Origin of the sequence: Pseudomonas putida (assembly GCF_002025705.1) — a bacterium.
GTDB lineage: Bacteria > Pseudomonadota > Gammaproteobacteria > Pseudomonadales > Pseudomonadaceae > Aquipseudomonas > Aquipseudomonas putida_J.
The window spans coordinates 2,780,262-2,800,476 of the sequence record NZ_CP018846.1; the positions used below are offsets into that span (position 1 = coordinate 2,780,262).

The 20,215-nt window shown below is 63.6% G+C and carries 21 protein-coding genes; 10 read left to right on the forward strand and 11 right to left on the reverse strand.

The annotated features are described in order from the left end of the window. Window positions 1-82: 82 nt before the first annotated feature. On the forward strand, window positions 83-625 hold the full coding sequence (locus BUQ73_RS12450) for a hypothetical protein (RefSeq protein WP_079228200.1): 543 nt from the start codon (window positions 83-85) through the stop codon (window positions 623-625). 42 nt (window positions 626-667) lie between these two features. Here BUQ73_RS12450 and BUQ73_RS12455 read toward each other — a convergent pair whose 3' ends face one another. Together BUQ73_RS12455 and BUQ73_RS12460 are read right to left on the reverse strand one after the other, a co-directional pair. Further along, window positions 668-1,297, reverse strand: coding sequence for a hypothetical protein (locus tag BUQ73_RS12455; RefSeq protein WP_079230547.1), 630 nt, complete (start codon window positions 1,295-1,297; stop codon window positions 668-670). A gap of 143 nt (window positions 1,298-1,440) precedes the next feature. Further along, complete coding sequence (locus tag BUQ73_RS12460) at window positions 1,441-1,944, reverse strand: peroxiredoxin (protein ID WP_079228201.1); 504 nt, start codon at window positions 1,942-1,944, stop codon at window positions 1,441-1,443. 68 nt (window positions 1,945-2,012) lie between these two features. On the opposite strand from BUQ73_RS12460, the gene BUQ73_RS12465 reads away from it, so the two are divergent. Further along, window positions 2,013-2,330, forward strand: a complete 318-nt coding sequence (locus tag BUQ73_RS12465) for a hypothetical protein (protein WP_079230548.1) — start codon at window positions 2,013-2,015, stop codon at window positions 2,328-2,330. Between the two features lies 1 nt (window position 2,331). Here the strand turns inward: BUQ73_RS12465 and BUQ73_RS12470 are convergent, their stop codons facing one another. Further along, entirely contained in the window at window positions 2,332-3,825 is a 1,494-nt protein-coding gene (locus tag BUQ73_RS12470) for an aldehyde dehydrogenase (RefSeq protein WP_079228202.1), read from the reverse strand. Window positions 3,826-4,133: 308 nt separating this feature from the next. Between BUQ73_RS12470 and BUQ73_RS12475 the strand changes: the two genes are divergently transcribed. Further along, on the forward strand, window positions 4,134-5,513 hold the full coding sequence (locus BUQ73_RS12475; RefSeq protein WP_079228203.1) for an APC family permease: 1,380 nt from the start codon (window positions 4,134-4,136) through the stop codon (window positions 5,511-5,513). Between the two features lie 334 nt (window positions 5,514-5,847). Continuing rightward, entirely contained in the window at window positions 5,848-7,035 is a 1,188-nt protein-coding gene (locus BUQ73_RS12480) for an MFS transporter (RefSeq protein WP_192858700.1), read from the forward strand. Window positions 7,036-7,118: 83 nt separating this feature from the next. On the opposite strand, the gene BUQ73_RS12485 is transcribed toward BUQ73_RS12480, so the two are convergent. Further along, on the reverse strand, window positions 7,119-7,586 hold the full coding sequence (locus BUQ73_RS12485) for a phosphotransferase system, HPr-related protein (RefSeq protein ID WP_079228204.1): 468 nt from the start codon (window positions 7,584-7,586) through the stop codon (window positions 7,119-7,121). Window positions 7,587-7,715: 129 nt separating this feature from the next. Here BUQ73_RS12485 and ligD point away from each other — a divergent pair, with 129 nt between their 5' ends. From ligD to BUQ73_RS12510, 5 genes are read left to right on the forward strand one after another with little or no spacing between them, the layout of a single operon-like run. Further along, window positions 7,716-10,196, forward strand: a complete 2,481-nt coding sequence (gene ligD / locus BUQ73_RS12490) for a DNA ligase D (RefSeq protein ID WP_079228205.1) — start codon at window positions 7,716-7,718, stop codon at window positions 10,194-10,196. After that, on the forward strand, window positions 10,193-11,236 hold the full coding sequence (locus BUQ73_RS12495) for an acyl-CoA dehydrogenase family protein (protein ID WP_079228206.1): 1,044 nt from the start codon (window positions 10,193-10,195) through the stop codon (window positions 11,234-11,236). Before ligD ends, BUQ73_RS12495 begins: the two co-directional genes overlap by 4 nt. Beyond that, a complete protein-coding gene (locus BUQ73_RS12500) occupies window positions 11,233-11,988 on the forward strand; it encodes a PIG-L deacetylase family protein (protein WP_079228207.1) in 756 nt (251 codons plus the stop codon). The genes BUQ73_RS12495 and BUQ73_RS12500 overlap by 4 nt, the downstream gene beginning before the upstream one ends. Window positions 11,989-11,999: 11 nt before the next feature. Beyond that, complete coding sequence (locus tag BUQ73_RS12505) at window positions 12,000-12,599, forward strand: class I SAM-dependent methyltransferase (RefSeq protein ID WP_079228208.1); 600 nt, start codon at window positions 12,000-12,002, stop codon at window positions 12,597-12,599. Further along, entirely contained in the window at window positions 12,596-13,243 is a 648-nt protein-coding gene (locus tag BUQ73_RS12510; protein WP_079228209.1) for a glycosyltransferase, read from the forward strand. Before BUQ73_RS12505 ends, BUQ73_RS12510 begins: the two co-directional genes overlap by 4 nt. Window positions 13,244-13,375: 132 nt before the next feature. On the opposite strand, the gene BUQ73_RS12515 is transcribed toward BUQ73_RS12510, so the two are convergent. The 6 genes from BUQ73_RS12515 to BUQ73_RS12540 all read right to left on the reverse strand — a co-directional run bounded on the left by BUQ73_RS12515 (window position 13,376) and on the right by BUQ73_RS12540 (window position 18,559). After that, a complete protein-coding gene (locus BUQ73_RS12515) occupies window positions 13,376-14,224 on the reverse strand; it encodes a Ku protein (protein ID WP_079228210.1) in 849 nt (282 codons plus the stop codon). A gap of 91 nt (window positions 14,225-14,315) precedes the next feature. Beyond that, window positions 14,316-14,918, reverse strand: coding sequence for a nucleosidase (locus BUQ73_RS12520; protein ID WP_079228211.1), 603 nt, complete (start codon window positions 14,916-14,918; stop codon window positions 14,316-14,318). A 133-nt stretch (window positions 14,919-15,051) separates the two neighbouring features. Then, a complete protein-coding gene (locus BUQ73_RS12525; RefSeq protein WP_079228212.1) occupies window positions 15,052-15,231 on the reverse strand; it encodes a general stress protein in 180 nt (59 codons plus the stop codon). Window positions 15,232-15,385: 154 nt separating this feature from the next. Next, window positions 15,386-16,675, reverse strand: a complete 1,290-nt coding sequence (locus tag BUQ73_RS12530; protein ID WP_079228213.1) for an NTP/NDP exchange transporter — start codon at window positions 16,673-16,675, stop codon at window positions 15,386-15,388. A 4-nt stretch (window positions 16,676-16,679) separates the two neighbouring features. Further along, window positions 16,680-17,588 (reverse strand): aldo/keto reductase, encoded by a 909-nt coding sequence (locus BUQ73_RS12535; RefSeq protein ID WP_079228214.1) that lies wholly within the window; start codon window positions 17,586-17,588, stop codon window positions 16,680-16,682. 89 nt (window positions 17,589-17,677) lie between these two features. Next, complete coding sequence (locus BUQ73_RS12540) at window positions 17,678-18,559, reverse strand: Dyp-type peroxidase (protein ID WP_079228215.1); 882 nt, start codon at window positions 18,557-18,559, stop codon at window positions 17,678-17,680. Between the two features lie 193 nt (window positions 18,560-18,752). On the opposite strand from BUQ73_RS12540, the gene BUQ73_RS12545 reads away from it, so the two are divergent. Further along, on the forward strand, window positions 18,753-19,640 hold the full coding sequence (locus BUQ73_RS12545; protein ID WP_079228216.1) for a bile acid:sodium symporter family protein: 888 nt from the start codon (window positions 18,753-18,755) through the stop codon (window positions 19,638-19,640). Here the strand turns inward: BUQ73_RS12545 and BUQ73_RS12550 are convergent. Then, window positions 19,597-20,070, reverse strand: a complete 474-nt coding sequence (locus tag BUQ73_RS12550; protein WP_027917300.1) for a sterol desaturase family protein — start codon at window positions 20,068-20,070, stop codon at window positions 19,597-19,599. The genes BUQ73_RS12545 and BUQ73_RS12550 overlap by 44 nt on opposite strands. Window positions 20,071-20,215 lie beyond the last annotated feature (145 nt).

The window sequence follows — 20,215 nt, forward strand, 5'->3', positions numbered from 1 at the left end:
GCGTAGATATCCGCCAAGAGCTTGATGGCACAGTGCCACTCATCGATAATCACGCACTTTTCATAACACGCAAGGATCCGCCGTGAACAAGCTTTACCTGGTCGCCCCACTTGTCCTGTTGCTGCAAGGCTGCGGTGTGACAATGGCCCGCTACGAAGCCAACTACCAGAACGTTCAGCAATTGAAGCAGAACGCCCCGCTGCAAGCGGTGCGTGAAACGCAGGTACAGGCCGACGCCGGGCAAGGTTCGCTGATGGTGCGCCTGAACCCGATTTCTTCACCAGCAGGTAACATTCCGCTGCACATTCAGGCGGCCATCAACGACGAGCTGCGCCATGCAGGCTTGCTCGATCCTCGGGCTGATCGACAATTGCAGGTACAACTGGTGAAAAGCCAGCTCAACTCCGGCGTGGCCAACGGGCATGGCGAGCTGGCAGCGCGTTTCACCCTGCGCCAGGGCGACCAGGTGCTTTACGAGTCGACCAAGGACGTGACGCGTGACTGGGACAGCAGCTTCTTCGGGCCGATTGCGATCCCGACAGCGGCCAACAATTACAACCCCATGCTGCAGGTATTGCTCAAGTCGCTGTACAGCGATCCGCAATTTGTACAGGCAATGAAGTAAGCAAAAAGACAGAGCCGCGCTTGCGGCTCTGTCTGTTCTGGCTCAAGCGCGAGGGATGCGTGTTTCGCCAGCCGAATACTTCAAGCGGTTGTTGTCCACCCAGTCCTTGAGCAGCGCATTGACCTGGCGGTTGAAGGTATCTGTGACGGCCGCTTTCGGGGTGTTGCCCACCAGCGGCAGGAACCAGATGCCCATCCAGGTATTGATCGCGTCGTGATTCTGGTTCTTGGCGATCGATGCCCCGTGCTCATCCAGGGTTTCCAGGCTCATGGTGTACTTGTCGGTGGCCAGGGCAGGAATGACGGTGAAGGTCAGGCCACTGATGAAGGCCAGCGCCAGTTGCCCGCCATTGGGCGCATGGTTGTAGACCTTCAGGCGCAGGCTGTAGTCGCCTGGCTGCTTTTCGAATTCGTCGAAGGTGACGCGGCCGAACAAGCCTGACTCGTTGAAAGCGCGCTTGAGTTCCGGTTTGAGCATGTCCCGGGCTTGCGGCATTTCGTTGGCGCTTGCGGGGTCACCCTGATAGAAATCAAAGTCCACGTAGACGTTGGGTTTGTTGGTATAGCCTGCCATCGAAGGCAGATCGACCTGGGCCACTTCGTCCTGGGTGAAACTGGCGCAGCCTCCGAGGCTCAGGACAAGAGCCAAGCCTATAACACTTGCAAATCGCATTTCGACTTCCTTGGAAAATTGCAGGGCACCCTTCTTTCGAAAGGTGGCCAGCATTCTAGGGAGTCAGCAGTGATATCAAAAGGCCTTCACGGTAAAAACTCCTGGATGGAGTACAGATGTACTCCATCCGGATTCTGTTCACGTTACGCCTGCACCACGGCCAGCATGCTTGCCGCGTCGCTGACCTCGAACTTGCCAGGCGCCTCCACCGCAATGTGCTTGACCACACCATCGTCAACCAGCATGGCATAGCGCTGCGAACGCCGCCCCAGGCCACGTGCCGAGAGGTCCTGGATCAGGCCCAGCGCCTCGCTGAATTCGCCATTGCCATCGCCGATCATCCTGACTGCCTCGCCCACCTGCAGGCTGTTGCCCCAGGCGTTCATGACAAAGGCATCGTTGACCGAAACACAGAAAATTTCGTCAACGCCAGCGGCGAACAGCGCCTGTGCTGCAGCCACATACCCAGGCACATGACGCTCGGAGCAGGTGGGCGTGAACGCACCAGGCAAACCGAAAATCACCACTTTCTTCTGCTTGCAGCGCTCGCGCACGGAAAACGCATTCGGGCCGATCGGGCATGCGCCCTCGCTGTTGTTGTACTCGTAGAGCGTAACGTCGGGCAGTTGCTCGCCGGGCTTGATCATCGCTGTCTCCTGGGTAGGCAAGGGGCTGAGGCTGGTATGATGCAGCAATCCACCACACCGGGTACATGATGCTCGCTCCAGGCCCCCTCACCCACCGCGAAGTCAGCCAGTTGCTGCGCGAAATCGCCCTGGGCGTGCGCAACATGCAGCGCCAGGGCAACGCCCGCTGGGCGGAAATCGGCTGTGGCCCGATGACACTGGAAAGTGACGGTTGGCAAGTCACGCTGTTCAACGACAACGACGCGCTGGCCTATTGCGTCAGCTGCCTCAGCCCGTGCGGCCGGGCCTACGTGTTCGATGCCACCCAGGGTTTTGGCAGCAACCCGGTGGAATGGCTGAGCACCTGGGAGCACCGCCAGCTCGGGATGCTCCTGGGCAATCTGTAGATCAGCCGCGCAGCTGATACCAGGTGGTCTTCAATTGCGAGTACTTGTCGAACGAGTGCAACGACAAGTCGCGGCCAAACCCGGATTGCTTGCCGCCGCCAAATGGCACGGTCACGTCCAGCGCATCCACCGTATTGACCGACACCGTACCCGCCTTGAGCGCACGCGCAACCCGGTGCGCACGGTTCAGGTCATCGCTCCACACCGACGCCGCCAGGCCATAGATGCTGTCATTGGCCAACTGGATGGCCTGTTCTTCGGTGTCGAACGCGCTGACCGCCAGCACTGGGCCGAACACTTCGTCCCGGGCGAGGCTCATGCGGTTGTCGACGCCGGCGAAGATGGTTGGCTCGATGAAGTTGTCGGAGGCCCCGATCGTCAGGCGTTGCCCGCCACAGACCAGCCGCGCGCCCTGCTCCGCGGCCTGGCCGATGGCCCGGGCAATGCGCGTGGCCTGCTCGGCGTCGACGATGGCTCCAGCACGGCTGGCCGGGTCCAGCGGGTTGCCTGGCAGCCATTGGCGGGCCTTGGCCTGCAGGCGTTCGATGAACTCGTCATGGATCGAGTGCTGCACATACAGCCGTGAGTTGGCCGAGCACACTTCGCCCTGGTTGAAGAAAATGCCAAAGGCGGCTTTCTCGGCCGCCAGGTCCAGGTCCTGGCAATCGGCGAACACCAGGTTCGGGCTCTTGCCGCCACACTCCAGCCACACCTGCTTGAGGTTGGACTGCGCCGAATACTGCATGAAGTATTTACCCACCTGGGTGGAGCCGGTAAAGACCAGGCAATCCACGTCGGGGTGCAGGCCCAGCGCGCGGCCTGCGGTTTCGCCAAGGCCTGGGACCACGCTGAGCACACCCTCCGGCAGGCCCGCTTCCAGTGCCAGCTCGGCCAGGCGCAAGGCCGAGAACGGCGATTGCTCGGCGGGCTTGAGGACCACGCTATTACCCGCCGCCAGTGCCGGGGCGAGCTTCCAGGCGGCCATGTCGAGCGGGAAGTTCCACGGTACCACCGCCGCGACCACGCCCACCGCTTCGCGGGTGATGGTGGCCAAGGCGTTGGCGGCGGTCGGTGCAACCTGGTCGTAAAGCTTGTCGAGCGCCTCGCCATACCAGGCGAAGACGTGGGCCGAACCCGGTACGTCGATGTTGTAGGCATCCATGACCGGCTTGCCCATGTTCAGCGAGTCCAGCAGCGCCAGCTCTTCGCGGTGGGCCATGATCAGCTCGGCCACGCGCAGCAGCACCTTCTTGCGCTCAGCGGGCGCCATGCGCGGCCACGGCCCTTGCTCGAACGCCTTGCGCGCCGTGCTGACGGCAAGGTCCACTTCGGCCTGGCCACACGCTGCGACACGGGCGAGCACCTGGTTGGTTGCGGGGTTGATGGCGTCGAACGTCGCACCGCTGGCTGCACCGACCTGGCGGGCGCCGATCAAGGCCTTGTCTCGCAAGCTCAGGCCTGCCGCGCGCTGTTGCCAGTATCCGAGATCGTACATACACACTCCTGACGACCGTCCCTGCGGTCCGATTGTTATGGGTCTGGCCGCCATTCTTGGCGCAGCTGCAGGGCCGGCGAAACCAGCTTTTTGCTGCCTCTTGCAGAGGAAAATACTCGCCAGTAGCGGGCGCCAGGGATTACGTGACTGGCGCACAATGCTCCCCCCAAAGGGTGATTTCGAGGCCTCCCCGAGTGTGGGAGCATTCGAGCCGCCCCACCCCAGCCACGCCTCCGATCAAACGCCCTCACCAGTAGCGAGCCCGCTCGCCTACTGCAGCTTCCTGCATCCCATTTCAGGAGTCAGCAATGCATACAACAACAAATACAGCCCAACCCCATCCCCATCAGCCTGCGTCGCCCAGCAACGTCACCGGTCGTTTCAGAAAGTCCATGGGCATGACCGCGCTGGTGCTGTTCGGCCTCGCCTACATGGTCCCGCTCGCCGTCTTCACCACCTACGGGCTGGTCACCCAGATGACCAAGGGCCACCTGCCCATCGCCTACATCCTCACCCTCGCCGCCATGCTGCTGACTGCCTACAGCTACGGCCGCATGGTCCAGGCCCATCCCTACTCCGGCTCTGTCTATACCTACACGCGCAAGGCGTTCGGCAGCCACTTCGGCTTCATCGCCGGCTGGACCTTGCTGCTCGACTACATCTTCCTGCCGCTGCTCAGCTACCTGCTGATCGGCATCTACATGTCCGAATACTTCCCGGCCATCCATGCCTGGGTGTGGGTCGCCGGCTCGATTGCTCTGGTGACCTTCCTCAACCTGATCGGCATCGAGTCGATCACCCGGGTCAACTGGATCCTGGTGGTGGCACAGCTGGTGTTCATCGTGGTGTTCGTCGCGCTGTCGGTGCGCCACCTGGGCGGCCAGGCCGCGCCGATCTCGCTGCTGGCACCGTTCCACCATGAAGGTTTCAGCGTGCCGCTGATCATGACCGGGGCTGCCGTGCTGTGCCTGTCGTTCCTCGGCTTTGATGCGGTATCGACCATGGCCGAGGAAACCAGCAACCCGACCAGGCGCATTCCCCAGGCGATCATGGCGGTATCGGTGATCGGCGGCCTGCTGTTCCTGGTGGTGTCGTACTTCGCACAGATGGTCTTCCCCGACTGGGCCAGCTTCGCCGACCCCGACTCGGCCTCGGTGGATGTCATGCGCCGCGTTGGCGGGGAAATGCTGGTGACGGCGTTCACGGCGACCTATGTGGCCGGCTGCTTCGCTTCGGCGATGGTGTCCCAGGCCAGCGTCTCGCGGGTGCTGTTCGCCATGGGGCGCGATGGTGCACTGCCGCGGGTGTTCGGCCAGCTGGTAACGAAGAAACGCGTGCCGGCAACGGCAATCATGCTGGTCAGCCTGCTGTCGCTGGTGGCGCTGTTCATCACCCTGGATACCGTGGCCAACATGATCAGCTTCGGCGCCCTGTTCGCCTTCTCGGCGGTGAACCTTGCGGTGGTCAAGCACTATCTGGTGGACCAGCGGTTGCGAGGGATGCGCAACTGCCTGCTGTATGGCGCCATTCCGGCTCTCGGGTTCCTCAGCACGATCTGGCTGTGGACCAGCCTGTCGCGCATGTCCTTCACCATTGGCCTGTGCTGGATGGGCGTGGGGTTCATCTGCCTGCTCGGGCTGACCAAGGCGTTTCGGGTGAAGCTGCCAGAATTGCAGATGGCCGAATGACTGGGCGCTTGACGCGAGAGTTTCTGCGCCTGTGAGGTCGAGCGCCGCCCGCGCGGCGCATCGCGGATGAATCCGCTCCTACAGTTTGTTGCAACGTACCGAACCTGTCATGCCATGGTTGCCAGCCTTGGCGCATGTCTTGAGCCTTGTAAACAAGGCTGACAACTATGGCCTCATAGGCATGGCCACGTTGCAACAAACTGTAGGAGCGGATTCATCCGCGATGCGCCGCGCGGGCGGCGCTCGATCTCACAGCCGCTGCAAAGCCTCCGCCCGACCCTTGAATGGTATGATCCCTCATTAAACGTTTCAGTATGTTTCATAAGGGACCGCAATGTCTGTTCAGGAATTACCGCCGCTCGCCGCTTCCAAGGGCGACGTCGGCAAGATGGAAGCTGCCATGGCACTGGGCAGCTTCGCCATCGGCACCGGCGAATTCGCCATCATGGGCCTGATGCCCGATATCGCCAGCAACCTGCAATTGAGCGAGCCGCAAGTCGGCCATGCCATCAGCGCCTATGCGCTGGGTGTGGTGGTCGGCGCCCCCACCCTGGCCATCCTCGGTGCCAAGCTGTTGCGCAAGCACATGCTGCTATTGCTCATGGCACTTTATGCCATCGGCAACCTGGCCACCGCCTTTGCCCCGTCGTTCGCCAGCATGGTTGCCTTCCGCTTCATCAGCGGCCTGCCCCATGGCGCCTACTTCGGTATCGCCGCCGTGGTGGCGTCGAGCATGGTACCCAGCAACCAGCGCGCGGGCGCCGTGGCCAGGGTAATGATGGGCCTGACCCTGGCGATGCTGCTGGGCAACCCGGTCGCGACCTTCCTCGGCCAGTTCTTCGGCTGGCGCTCGGCTTTCGTGCTGGTTGGTGCCATCGCCCTGTGCACCATCGCGCTGGTCTGGCGTTACGTACCGCAGCGCCACGATGAGCCGCGCAGCGACCCGCGCAAGGAACTGCAAGCCTTCACCCTGCCGCAGGTGTGGATGGCGCTGGGCATTGCCGCGATCGGCTTCGCCGGTATGTTCTGCGTGTTCAGCTACCTGGCCCCGACCATGCTGCAGGTAACCCAGGTGGCGCCGGAGTGGATCCCCTTCGGCCTGGCTGCATTCGGTGCTGGCGGCATCATCGGCAACATTGCCGGCGGCAAGCTGTTCGACCGCCTGCAGTTCCGCGCCGTGGGCATCGTGCTGGTGTGGTCGGCAGCCGTGCTGCTGTTCTTCAGCTTCGCCGCCCACGCGCTGTGGTCAGTGCTGCTGGGGATCGGCCTGGTCGGCACCATGATCGCCCTGGCTGCGCCGCTGCAGATCCGCCTGATGGACATCGCCCATGAAGCGCCAAGCCTGGCGGCCGCTTCCAACCATGCCGCATTCAACCTGGCCAACGCCCTGGGCCCATGGTTTGGCGGCATGGCCATCAGCGCCGGCCTGGGTTGGACCAGCACCGGCTACATCGGTGCGGCCACCGCGTTGGCAGGCCTGGTGATCTACCTGGTGGCCAGGCGCATGAAGGGCGGTCATTGAGCCTGCTACCTGCTGCCTGCCCTGAGCGTTCAAGGCAGGCATGAATCGAGCGCCGCCCGCGCGGCGCGCTCGCTTTCACACGCTCAAGCGCTGTTTCCCTCGTCATCCTCGATCACGTCGTCGGTCCACGGCTCACCGTCCAGCGGTGCGGAACGTGCAAGTTCCGCCTCGTCCAGGCCGAAACCGCCACCAATTTCGTCGGCATCCACGCGGCGCAGGCTCTGGTCCGCCGGCCCGTCACCATCGCCTGGCTCATACGGGTCGCGGGCGCCGCTTTCGTCCAGCAAGGTGTCGGGGCTGAGGTCATCGTAGGTCACGTTGTCTTCATGCAGGCTGTCGCTCAGGGCTTCGCCACCGGTCATGCCGCTTTCGGCAACGCGGCGCGCAGGGAACTCCTGGGCAACCTCGGCGGCTGGCCGTTCATCACCGATCCGGCCTTCACGGTCGTCTTGCCGATCACTGAAATCCAGCTCATGGACGCTGCCCATGCGGTCTTCGGTGTCGTCGATTTCAGTGGGCGTGTAGTGCTTGGGGTCATCGGGGCGGCTCATGGGTGCTCTCCAGCAAACAGGTACAGACGGTCGACTCCATCAAGCTGCGGATGATTCAGAGTTTTTTTGAACTACCCAGCGGGCGGCCGCCTCCCAATCTACAGACAGCGAATCCCTGTGGAGCCCGCCATGTCCAAGCTCCTTGCCGAATACCGGCGCAAGCGCGACTTCAACGCCACGCCCGAACCCGCTGGCCAGCGCAGCCGCGGCAAGCACGCCCACGCCTTGCAGTTTTGCATCCAGAAACACGACGCCAGCCACCTGCACTACGACTTTCGCCTCGAACTGGACGGCACGCTGAAAAGCTGGGCCATTCCCAAAGGCCCCTCGCTCGACCCGAAAGTGCGGCGTCTGGCGGTTCATGTCGAAGACCACCCGCTGGACTATGCCGGGTTCGAAGGGAATATCCCCGAGGGCCACTATGGGGCCGGTGATGTGATCGTCTGGGACAGGGGTGTCTGGGAGCCGGAAGGCGACGCTCACCAGGCGTATGCCAAGGGCAAGCTGCGCTTCCGTCTGCAGGGCGAAAAACTCAACGGTGTGTGGAACCTGTTCCGCACGCGCCTGGCCGGCAAGCAAGAGCAGTGGATGCTGGTCAAATCGCACGACGGCGAGGCGCGCAGCGAGGCCGAATACAGCATTGTCGAAGCGCAGCCGGGCAGTGTGCTCAGTGAGCGTACGCTGGCGCCCCAGCCTGCCACTGAAGCCAAGCGCCCGCCTGCACGTCGCCGCGCGGTGAAAGCCAAGCTGCCTGACCACCTGCAGCCGCAACTGGCCACGCTGGTCGACTCGCCCCCCAACGGCGACTGGCGTTATGAAGTGAAATTCGATGGCTACCGCATCCTCGCCCGGCTTGAAGGCGACGATATTCGGCTGTTCACCCGCAACGGCCATGACTGGAGCGCCAAAATGCCCAGGCAAGTGGCAGCGCTGCGCGCTCTGGGTGTGGACGCTGCGTGGCTCGACGGCGAAATGGTCGTCAATGACGACAGCGGCAAGGCCGACTTCCAGGCCCTGCAGAACGCCTTCGACACCGATCACGACGAACAGATCATCTACTACTTATTCGACCTGCCGTATCTGGGCGGCCAGGATTTGCGCCAACTGCCGTTGCAGGAACGCCGGGCTGCCTTGCGCCAATTGCTCGATCACAATGAATCGCAGGTTCTGCGATATTCCGAGGACTTCGACCAGCCGGTCGACTCGCTGCTTGACAGTGCCTGCCGCCTGGAACTTGAAGGGCTGATCGGCAAACGGGCCGACAGCCCCTACGTTGGCCGACGCAGTGCCGACTGGGTGAAACTCAAGTGCAAGCAACGCCAGGAGTTCGTGGTCGTCGGCTTCACCGACCCCAAAGGCAGCCGCAACGGTTTTGGCGCCCTGCTGCTGGCCCTGCACGACAATGAGCGCGGCGAATTGCGTTATGCCGGCAAGGTCGGCACTGGTTTCAGCGCCGCCACGCTGGGCAACATCCACGCCCGGCTCAAGCCCCTGGAGATCGCCAAGCCCGCCTTGCCCAAGGCGCCGACCGGCGCCGAGGCCCGGGGCGTGCACTGGCTCAAGCCGCAATTGCTGGCCGAGGTTGGCTACGCCCAGATGACCCGCGATGGCGTGGTGCGCCACGCGGTGTTCCATGGGCTGCGTGACGACAAACCGGCCACCGCCATCGACCTGGAGCGCGCCATGCCCGGCAAGACCGTGCCCAAACGCAAGCAACCCGACCTGCCAGACAACCTCGGCGAGTTGCACCTGACCCACCCCGAGCGGGTGATCGACGCCACCATTGGCGCGAGCAAGCGACAGGTCGCCGAGTACTACGCCGAGGTCAGCCAATGGCTGCTGCCGCAGCTCAAGGACCGCCCCGTAGCCCTGGTGCGCGCACCGGACGGCCTGGCTGGCGAGCTGTTTTTCCAGAAGAACGCCGAGCAGTTGCACATCCCCCATGTGCTCAGCTACGACAAAGCCGAAGCCGGCCAGACCGCAATGGTCATCAACCGCCCCGACACATTGCTGGGCGCCGTGCAGATGAACATGCTGGAGATGCACACCTGGAACGCCACTGACAAAGACTTCGACAAACCCGACCGCTTCGTGCTCGACCTCGACCCGGACCCGGCGCTGCCCTGGAAGGCCATGCTCGAGGCCACGCAACTGGCCCTCACCCTGCTCGACGAGCTCGGCTTGAAAGTGTTCCTCAAGACCAGCGGCGGCAAGGGCATGCACCTGGTCGTGCCCCTCACCCGCCGTGCCGGCTGGGATGAGATCAAGGACTTCAGCCACGCCATCGTCGACTACCTGGCCAGGCTGTTCCCCGACCGCCTCAGTGCAGTCTCGGGGCCCAGGAACCGGGTCGGCAAGATCTTCATCGACTACCTGCGCAACGGCAAAGGCGCCACCACCGTGTGCGCCTACTCCCTGCGCGCCCGTGAAGGGTTACCCGTATCGGTCCCGATCTGGCGCGAGGAACTGACCCAGCTCAAGGGCGCCAACCAGTGGCATATCGGCAACCTGCGCGAGCGCCTGGCCGAAGTCGACGACCCCTGGGCCGACATGGCCAAGACTCGCCAATCGGTCACCGCACGCATGCGCAAGCAAATGGGGATGGCATGAGCATCATCCAGGATTTCGACCTCAACAACCTCGACCGGCTGTTACGCACTTTTGGCGAGCGGCCGCAGCCCCTGAACCTCGATACCCAGCTGCCACAGCTGATCCAGGCACTCAAGGCCGACCACCTGGACCTGCTGCCACTGCCCGGGCAAGGCAGCACTTTGCGCCGCTGGCAAACCCTGGCGCGAGTGGCCGGTTGCGACCTGGCGCTGGCCAAGCTTTACGAAGGCCATACCGACGCGTTGGCGATCCTCGCCGAGTGTGGCGCGGCGCACCGGGTGGGTGAAGGCATCTGGGGCGTCTGGGCAGCCGAGCCACCCGATGCCCGTGCGCGCATTGTCGCGCGCGACGGCAACCAGGTGCGGCTGGCCGGGCGCAAGGCCTGGTGCTCCGGTGCATTGCAGATCGACCGGGCACTGATTACCGCCTGGGCTGATGATGACCAGCCGCAACTGGTGGCCATCGAGCTGGCACAGCCGAGCCAGGGTTTGAGCATCGACCGCTGGCAGGCCGTGGGCATGGCGACCACGGCAAGTATCGAGGTGGAATTCGACGATACCCCTGGCGTCGCCATCGGCCGGCCTGGCCAATACCTGTCACGCCCCGGCTTCTGGCATGGCGGCGCAGGCATTGCCGCCTGTTGGTACGGCGCTGCCGAAGCCTTGGCTGACTACCTGCGGGCGCATTGTCGCACACCGCGCCCGGACGCTCATGCCGATGCCCACCTGGGTGCAGTGGACGCGGCCCTGTTCGGCGCCCGCGCAGCACTGCGCGAATGCGCGGCGTGGATCGACCGGCAGCCCGATGCCGATGCCAGCTTCGAGGTACGGCGTACCCGCGCCCAGGTCGAACAGGCGGTCGAGCAGGTGATCAGCCACGTAGGCCGCGCGCTGGGCGCCACACCCTTCTGTCGCAACAGCCACTTCGCCAGGCTCAGCGCCGACCTGCCGGTATTCCTTCGCCAGAGCCACGCCGAGCGCGATCTGGCTGCACTGGGCAAGCAACTGACACAAGTGCCCGCAGGAGCCTGGAAGCTATGAAGACAAACCTGATTCAGACCAGTGACGGCACCCCATGGGCCGAGTGGCAACAGGCCGCGCATCTGGCCCGCGCCACCTGGATAACCCCGCAGCAATTGTGCCCGCCTGGGCGCCGCCTGGTACTGATCGCACCGCACCCGGACGATGAGATCCTCATGGCCGGTGGGCTGCTGACGCATTTTCGCGGTCGCGAAGACGAACTTCTGCTGATTTCCAGCACTGACGGCGAAGGCAGCCATCCAGGCTCCGAGCACTGGACCGAGCATCGCCTGCGCCGGCAACGCCCTCTGGAGAGCCGCCAGGCCTTGCAGCAGCTCGACCTGGACCTGAACCGCCTGGACTGGCGCAGGCTGAATCTGAAGGACGGCACCTTGCCCCGCGAGGAAGCCTTCCTGGTCAACCACCTGACCCAGGTGCTGCGGCCCGATGATGTGCTGATGGCCACCTGGCGTGGCGACGGCCACTGCGACCACGAAGCCGTTGGCAGGGCCGCAGCCCAGGCCGCCCTGGCGCGCAAGGCGCAGCTGGTCGAAGTACCGGTGTGGGCCTGGCACTGGGCGCAACCGGACGACCCTCGCCTGCCCTGGCCCCGTGCCCAGCGTATCGAGCTCGATGAGGCCACCCTGGCACGCAAGCGCAAGGCCCTGGCTGCGCATGTCAGCCAGCTGGAGCCGGACGGCCCGCGCCCGCCTGTACTGCCAGCCAGGCTGCTGGACTGCCTGCTGCAACCTTTCGAACTGGTGTTTGTGTAACCGGAGTCGCCATGAGCCTCGATGCGCAGTATTTCGCCGACCTGTACGCCAACAATGCAGACCCGTGGGCTTTTCGGTCACGGTGGTACGAAAAACGTAAACGCGAGCTGGTCATGGCCAGCCTGCCGCGCCAGTGCTATCAGCGGGTATTCGAGCCGGCATGCGCCAATGGCGAGTTGAGTGTGCTGCTGGCCGAGCGCTGCGCTGACCTGCTCTGCCAGGACCTTGACCCTACCGCGGTGGCCCTCGCCCGCGAGCGCCTGGCCGATGTGCCGAATGCGGTGGTCGAACGGGCCAGGTTGCCGGGCGACTGGCCGGGGGGCTGCTTCGACCTGATCGTGCTCAGCGAAGTGGGCTATTACCTCGACCCCACCGATTGGCTGCAGGTCATCGAGCAGTCGCTGGCCAGCCTGACCCATGACGGTGGCCTGCTGGCCTGCCACTGGAAGCACCCGATCGCCGGCTGCCCGCAAAATGGCCGTGAGGTACACCAGTTGCTGGCCAGGCACTTGCCATTGTTTCCGGTCTACCGCCACGAGGAAGCCGACTTTCTGCTGGAGTACTGGTCTTGCCAGCCTAGCGTGGTCGACCTGGATGAGACCTGCACATGATTGGCGTGGTGATTCCCGCGCACAATGAAGCACGGCGCCTCGGGCGCTGCCTGAAGGCCATGGCCGCAGCGGCAAACGTGGCAAAACAGGCAGGCCATGCTGTGAATGTATTGGTGGTGCTCGATCGCTGTGTCGATGGCAGCGTCAAGGTAACCGCTGGGTATGATGTCGATGTGCTTGCGGTCGAGGCCGGAAGCGTCGGCATGGCGCGTCGGCTGGGGGCCGAATGGATGCTCCAGCGGGGTGCAAGCTGGCTGGCCTGCACCGACGCCGACAGCCAGGTGCCTGCGCACTGGCTGTTGTCGCAACTGGCCTGTACGGCCGATGTGGTCTGCGGCACGGTGCATATCGCTTGCTGGCAGCCCTGGCAACGGGCAGCGCTGCGCAAGCTGTACCTCAGCCGCTATGAAGCGCGGGAGGGCCATCGGCATGTTCATGGGGCCAATCTGGGCGTGTGTGCCCGGGCCTATGAACGGGTGGGCGGGTTTCAACCGCTGGCGGCACACGAAGATGTGCAACTGGTGCGCGATCTGGAGGCCGACGGGGCACGGATCGTGTGGACGGCCAGGCATAGCGTGGCAACCAGTAGCCGTATCGACAGCCGGTGCCGGGAAGGATTCGGGGATTATCTGGCGAGTCTGTAGTGCCTGTTCCGGCCTCTTCGCGGGCAAGCCCGCTCCCACAGGTTTCGCGCGAACTTCGGTCTGTGCCACAGGTTTCGCGCAAATTTCGATATCTGTGCCACGGGTTTGCCCGCGAAGAGGCCGGAACAGGATTCAGGAGGCCTTGCGGGGGCGCTTGGCCGGTTTCTTCTCAGGGGCGGGTTTGTTGGTTGCCTTGCCACCCAGGCTGCGCTTGAGCAGTTCGGTAAGGTCGATGATGTCGGCACCTTTCTCGGCGGCCCCAGCCTCGCCTTTTTCCACCACGCTGATCTTGCCTTTGCTGGCCTTCTCCTCCACCAGGTCCATGATGGTCTGGCGAAATGCATCGTGGTATTCATCCGGCGCCCACGGCCCGCTCATGTCTTCCACCAGCCGCTTGGCCATTGCCAGTTCGCGCTTGTCGGGCTTGCTGTCAGTCACGCTCTTGTCCAGCTCCAGGCTGTCCAGCCCGCGCACTTCCTCTGGCCAGCGCAGGGTGATCATCACCAGCGCATCGTCCAGCGGGCGCAGCAGCGCCAGGTGCTGGCGGGTATGCAGTACCACCGTCGCCAACGCCACCTTGCCGGTGCTGTCCAGGGTTTCGCGCAGCAGCGCATAGACCTTGCCACCGCGCTTGTCTGGGCTCAGGTAATACGGCGTGTCGAAATGCTGCAGGGGGATGTCCGTGGCCTCGACAAACGAGAAGATATCGATGGTCTGCGTGGCTTCGGGGCGGGCCTTGCGGATCTCTTCTTCGCTGATCACCACGTAGCGGCCCTTCTCGTACTCCACGCCCTTGACGATGTTGTCCTTGTCGATTTCCTTGCCGGTGACCTTGTTGATCCGCTTGTAGCCCACCGGCTCCATGCTGCGTTTGTCGAGCCAGTCGAAGTCGACCCGCTCGGTGCGCACGGCGGTGTTGAGCGACACCGGGATATGCACCAGCCCAAAGCTGATTGCGCCTTTCCAGATAGCCCTGGCCATGAGTAGCCCCTCTCAGGTGCGAAGTTGGACGCCTATCTGGAATGACTACGTTGGGCGATGAAGGTTTACTCGATCTGCCCTGCGGCAGCGGTCACGCCTGCCCCGGCGCTGCCTGGGTGAACAACACCCGCTTGAACGCCTCGGCTGCTAGGTGCACCTGTACTGCCCAATCTTCTGCAGCATCGCTGCCTGCGTCATCGGAAATGTACTTCAGGCAAACGAACGGAATGCCTTCATCACGTGCGATCAGCGCGAACACATAGGCCTCCATGTCGACCACATCGTAAGGGGCCTCGCCATGGTTGATCTCGAAGCTGTCGCCACTGCCGCAGGTTTCCAGCGGCAGGCCGGGGATGGTCTGGCCATGTTCGAGCAGCACCGGCACATTCGACAGCGGCGTCTGGTAGCGGGCGAAGCCCAGCGGGGTCACGTCCATATCGCGCTGCACGAAGCGCGTGCAACACACCACCTCACCCTTGCCATGGCGCTGGCTGCCAGCCGAACCGAGGTTGACGATCAACTTGGGGCGCTGCTGCTGGATCGCCTTGGTCAGCGCGATGGCGGCGTTGACCTTGCCGATCCCGCTGAACAGGGTGTTCATACCGGCGAAGACTTCACCGGCTTCCGCCTCCAATGCAAAGACGAACAAGGTATCGGCGAGGGAGATGGCGGGGAATTGCTTGATCAGCATCATGGAGCAGGTGTTCCGAATGGCTTGCGATAGGCGCAGCCATTTACGGCAATCGCTAGCTGATTGCAACCCCCGCCGCTGTTCAAATGCCGGTTGTTTGCAGTGCCAGGAGGCCCCGGCACTGCGTTGCCGTCACTTATGAGCGGCCGCCCTTGCGGCCCGACTCGCGGTCCTGGTGCATGTTGCCGCCTGAGGACTGGCCGCCCTTGCGGCCGGCATCGGACGCCTTTTGCCGGTCATTGGCGAAGTTGCCTGGGTTCTTGCTGCCACCCTGGCTGCCTTGGCTGCCGGTACGGCTGTTCTCTTTGTTGGCCATGGTCTCTAACCTCATGTGACTTCGGAATGCACGGCAGTCGCCGTACATAGGTTGGGAGTGCGGCAATATCGGAGGATTCGTTTTATTGCGACGGGTTCGGACCGGTGGCGTTAAATAAGCGGTGAGGATGTATTTGGTACGCCAAACAGGGGCATCAGTGCCGGGAAGATTGCTGAGTGTCCAGTTGCTGCTGCCTGCGCCCCAGCCACCTTCCAGTGAGCCCCCAACCGAGTGCGATCAGCGCGCCGATGAACATGGCCAGTTGCGGATGCTCACCCAGCACATCGAGCCCACGCTTGACCCAACCGCTCAGTGCATCACCACCGCGATAGACCACCGTGTCGATAAAGTTCTTGGCCTTGTACTTGTCCTCGGCCGGCAACACGGTAAACAGCATCTCACGGCCCGGACGCACCAGTGCATACTCGCCCGCCCGGCGTACTACCATCACCACCACGAACGCGGCAAAGACCGGCGCCAGGGCCAGCCACACGAAGCCGGCCGCCAATACCAGCGGTACGGCCACCAGCAGCACGCCGACCCCCATGCGCTTGGCCAGCCGACCGGTGAGAAACACCTGGGTGAGGATCGCCAGCGCCTGCACCACAGTATCCATGAGGCCGAACACTTGGGTCTGGCGCGTACGATCGGTGAAGGTTTCGCTGACGATGCGTGCCTGCTCGAAATACAGGAAGGTACTGACGCTGGCGAGCAGCACGACGAACAAGGCAATCGCCAGCAGATACGGTGAGCGCAGCACGGCCGTTGCTCCGGCGAAAGGATTGCCGCCCAAGGGGCGGGATGCTGGGACTTCGGTGGCGGCAGGTAGCGGGTTGCGGTCGCGCCACCGTTGCACAACCCCGCAAGCAATCACGCTGCCGAGCAGAAACAACCCGGCCAGCAGCAGCAACCCGGCATGCCCCAATGGCGCCACCAGCAGCGCACCCAGGATCGGCCCGCTCAGCCCGCCCAGGCTGGCCCCGGCGGCCAGAAGCCCGAACAGGCGCTTGCCCTGTTCGGTGGAGAACAGGTCGGCAAGCACGCTCCAGGCCAGGGAAATAGTCAGCAGGTTGAATACCGAAAGCCAGATGTAAAAAGCCCGGGCACTCCACATGTTCTCAGGGTCAACAGCAAACAGCGCCGCGAACAGCAACAGGTTGCTGGCGAAGAAGCCATAGCTCCAGGGCAGAATGTGCCGGCGAGGCACCTTGGACGCTAGCCAGCCGAACAGTGGCAGGCAGGCCAGGGTTGCGATGAATGTGCCGGTGAATAGCCATTGCAGGTTTTCCACGCCGCCTGCCACGCCCATGGTTTCGCGCACCGGGCGCAGCATGAAGTAGCCAGTGAACAGCAGGTAGAACAGCAGCAATCCGGCGAGCACCGCAGGGCCCTCGCCGGGCTGGATGTTCAGCCCCTGATCGAGGCTCCTGCGCCAGTTGCTCATCGCCTCAGGCGAACTGCTTGATCAGCGCTTGTTGTTGCGCCTGGCTGAGCAGCGGTTCGTGCCCGGCCTTGAGCTGGTCGAGCTGGCGTTCCGGGCGCCCGGTCGCGGGGATGACCGTAGTCACCGCCGGGTGGCTGATGGCGAACTTGAGAAACAGCTGCGCCCAGCTGCCGATACCAGCCTCTGCGGCCCACGCCGGCAAGGCCTGGTCTTTTACCCTGGCAAACAGCCGGCCGTCGTCGAAGGCACGGTTGATCAGCACCGCGACGCCCTTGTCCTGGCACAACGGCAGCAGTTCGCCCGCGGCTTGCGGCGCATTCACCGAATAGTTGATCTGGATGAAGTCCAGCGGCTCGCTGCGCACGATGCGCGCCACGTCCTGATGGCCGCTGTTCAGGTAATGGGTGATACCGACGTAACGGGCCTTGCCCTGCTGCTTGAGCTCACGGGCATAGGGCAATTGTGTCTGCCAGTCGCGCAAGTTGTGGATCTGCAGCAGGTCGACCTTGTCGGTACGCAGGCTTTTGAGCGTGCCGGCCCATTGCGCTTCGGCATCGGCCCGGCTATCGGCGGCGATCTTGGTGGCGATGAAGCATTGCCGATGCCACCCGCCCTCCTCCAGCAACTGCCCGAGGATGCTGTCGGCACCGCCATAATTGGGCGAGGTGTCGATGACCCGGCCGCCACCGTCGAAGAACGCCTTGAGCACCACCTTGAGCTGCTGGTATTCGGCGGAGCCGGCCTCCACCTCAAAACTGCCGGATGTGCCCGCGCCGATCACCGGCAAGGCCTCGCCCGTGAACGGGACCTTGCGCGTCAGCAACCCGGCGGAGCCTGCGGCATGCAACCAAGGGCTGGCGGCCACAAGGCCTAAAGCCGCACCAGCGCGTAGGACTTCGCGACGCTTGTACATGGCAAAGCTCCCGTCATCAGTCGGAAACTTTCAAGGCTAGCCGCTCTACCCTGCGCTGACCGGTGTTTCTGTATCTGGATGTTAAGTGATCAGCCCTGCAACAGCGCGCTCAGGTCTACACCCGCCTCGGCCATCGGTGGGCACCAGTAGTAGCCGCCGGTCAGCGGCCGGCTGAAGCGGTACAGGCCATCGATGATGCCGTCTTCCAGGCCGCTCATGCGCCGCAGCTGCACTTCGAAGGCATCGAAGCTGTGGCCCAGGGCCACGAACGCCAGGCCCGCGCCACGGCTATCGGCCCAGGCGACCGAGCGGCGCACCATGAAGGCCTCTGGCTCGAAGCTCTCCTGGGCGGTGCGCTTGACGTGGGCCGACTCTGGGGCGTCGTCGAGCTCTTCGTTGTCGCTCAGGCGGCGGCCGATGATGTTGTCCTGGTCGGCCTGGGGCAGTGACTTGAAATACTCCAGGTCATGCTTCCACAGCTGGAAAGCGGCGAAGCTGGAGCCTGCCAGGCCTGGTTGTTCGCCGGCGAGAATGGCAGCTTGCACAGCGTCCTGGTCCACCGGGTTTTCGGTGCCGTCTTCGTAACCGGTCAGGTCGTGACCACCACGGTGCAGGAAGCCATCGACACTGTCAGCCAGGCGCAATGCCGGGGCCAGTGCCTGTTCCAGTGCCTGGGCCTGGAGCAACAGTTCGCCACGTTCGCTGCCGCGCAGCCACAGCCACAGGGCGTGTTGGGTGCTCGGGTTTTCCACGGCAGCATCCAGCTGCGGGAAGGCACGCAGGCCAGAAATGTCGCGGCCAAGGGCTTTCACCAGCGGCGCGCCGATACCGAGGATCAGGTTCTGGCCATCCACCTGCGGCAGCAGTGCATCCAGTACGGCTGGCAGCGCCTCGGGCGACTGCAGGGCGAAGAACAGATGACGGGCATGGGCCGGCACTGGGGTGGCAAGCAGACCTTGCTGGAACGGCATGACAGGCTAATCCTCGGCAAAAGCGGGAATGCTACTGCGACCGGGCGCCTATCGCAATGCGGCATGGCAGCGCTGTACGCCAAGGTTTAGCGGGAATCCGGTAACAAACGGTTACCAAGTGCTGGCGCATTGCAATTAGCCAGCCCGCAGGGCCGGCCTAGACTGCTTGCATCCCTTGCCCGAGTGCCTGCCCATGACCGCCTCACCCTTGCTGACTGCGTTTCTCCCCCTGGCCTTGGGCATCATCATGCTCGGTCTCGGGTTGTCCCTGACGCTGGCCGACTTCGCCCGCGTGGTGAAATACCCGAAACCGGTGGTGATCGGCCTGTGTTGCCAGATCCTGCTGTTGCCGCTGATCTGCTTCCTGATCGCCAATGGTTTTGGCCTGGAATCGGCGCTGGCCGTCGGCCTGATGTTGCTGGCAGCCTCCCCCGGCGGCACCACCGCCAACCTGTTCAGCCACCTGGCCCACGGTGATGTGGCGCTGAACATCACCCTGACAGCGGTCAATTCGTTGATCGCGATCCTCACCATGCCGCTGCTGGTGAACCTGTCACTGGCTTGGTTCATGGCGTCGGACCAAGCCATCCCACTGCAATTTGCCAAGGTCATGCAGGTGTTCGCCATCGTCCTGCTGCCTGTGGCCCTGGGCATGCTGATCCGCCGCTGGGCACCACGCTTTGCCACCCGCATGGAAAAACCGATGAAGCTGGTGGCGGCACTGTTCCTGGCATTCACCATTGTCCTGGCCCTGGCCAAGGACTGGCAGACCGTCGTCGAATATGCACCGGTGGTGGGCCTGGCAGCCTTGCTGTTCAACCTGGTCAGCCTGGCGCTCGGCTACTGGGTGCCACGCCTGCTGAGCATCCCCAAGCGCCAGGCCATCGCCATCGGCATGGAAATCGGCATCCACAACGGCACCCTGGCCATTGCCCTGGCGCTGAGCCCATCGCTGCTGAACAACGCCACCATGGCCGTGCCAGCCGCGCTGTACAGCCTGATCATGTTCTTCACCGCAGCCGGTTTTGGCTGGTGGGTCAGCCGCGGTCGCGTGGCAGCCGCGCCTGCAACTGGCGCTTGAGAACCTTCAGCGGCGGCGCATAGAAGAAGCCGAACGAGACGCTGCCCGTGCGCCCTTTCACGGCGTGATGCAGCTGATGGGCGCGGTGCAGGCGCTTGAGGTAACGATTGACCGGCCGCGGCCTGCGCGGCCAATGCCGGTGAAAGAAGCCATCGTGGGCCAGCACGTAAAGCACCCCATACCCGGCCACGCCAGCACCCACCCACTGCAATGGCGCATGGCCGGCCTTGCCCAGGGCGACCAGCGCCGTGGCAATTAGGCCCAGCGCCACCAGGTACAGGTCGTTGGTTTCCAGCATGCCCAGCTGTGGCTCATGGTGCGATCGGTGCAGCCACCAGCCCCAGCCATGCATGATGTACTTGTGAGCCAGCGTGCCGACACCTTCCATGGCCACCAGGGTGCCGAGCAACACGGCGAGATTGAACAGCATGTAACGGTCCGGGGTATGGCGGAGAATGGCGCAAGGGTACCGATTACCCAGGTTTATTTCCATGCAGCCGTGACAGGGTGTAGGGCATTTCCGGATGAATCCCTTGTCATGTTTTTGCCCTTGACCCTGTGTAGCTGGCGGCGTA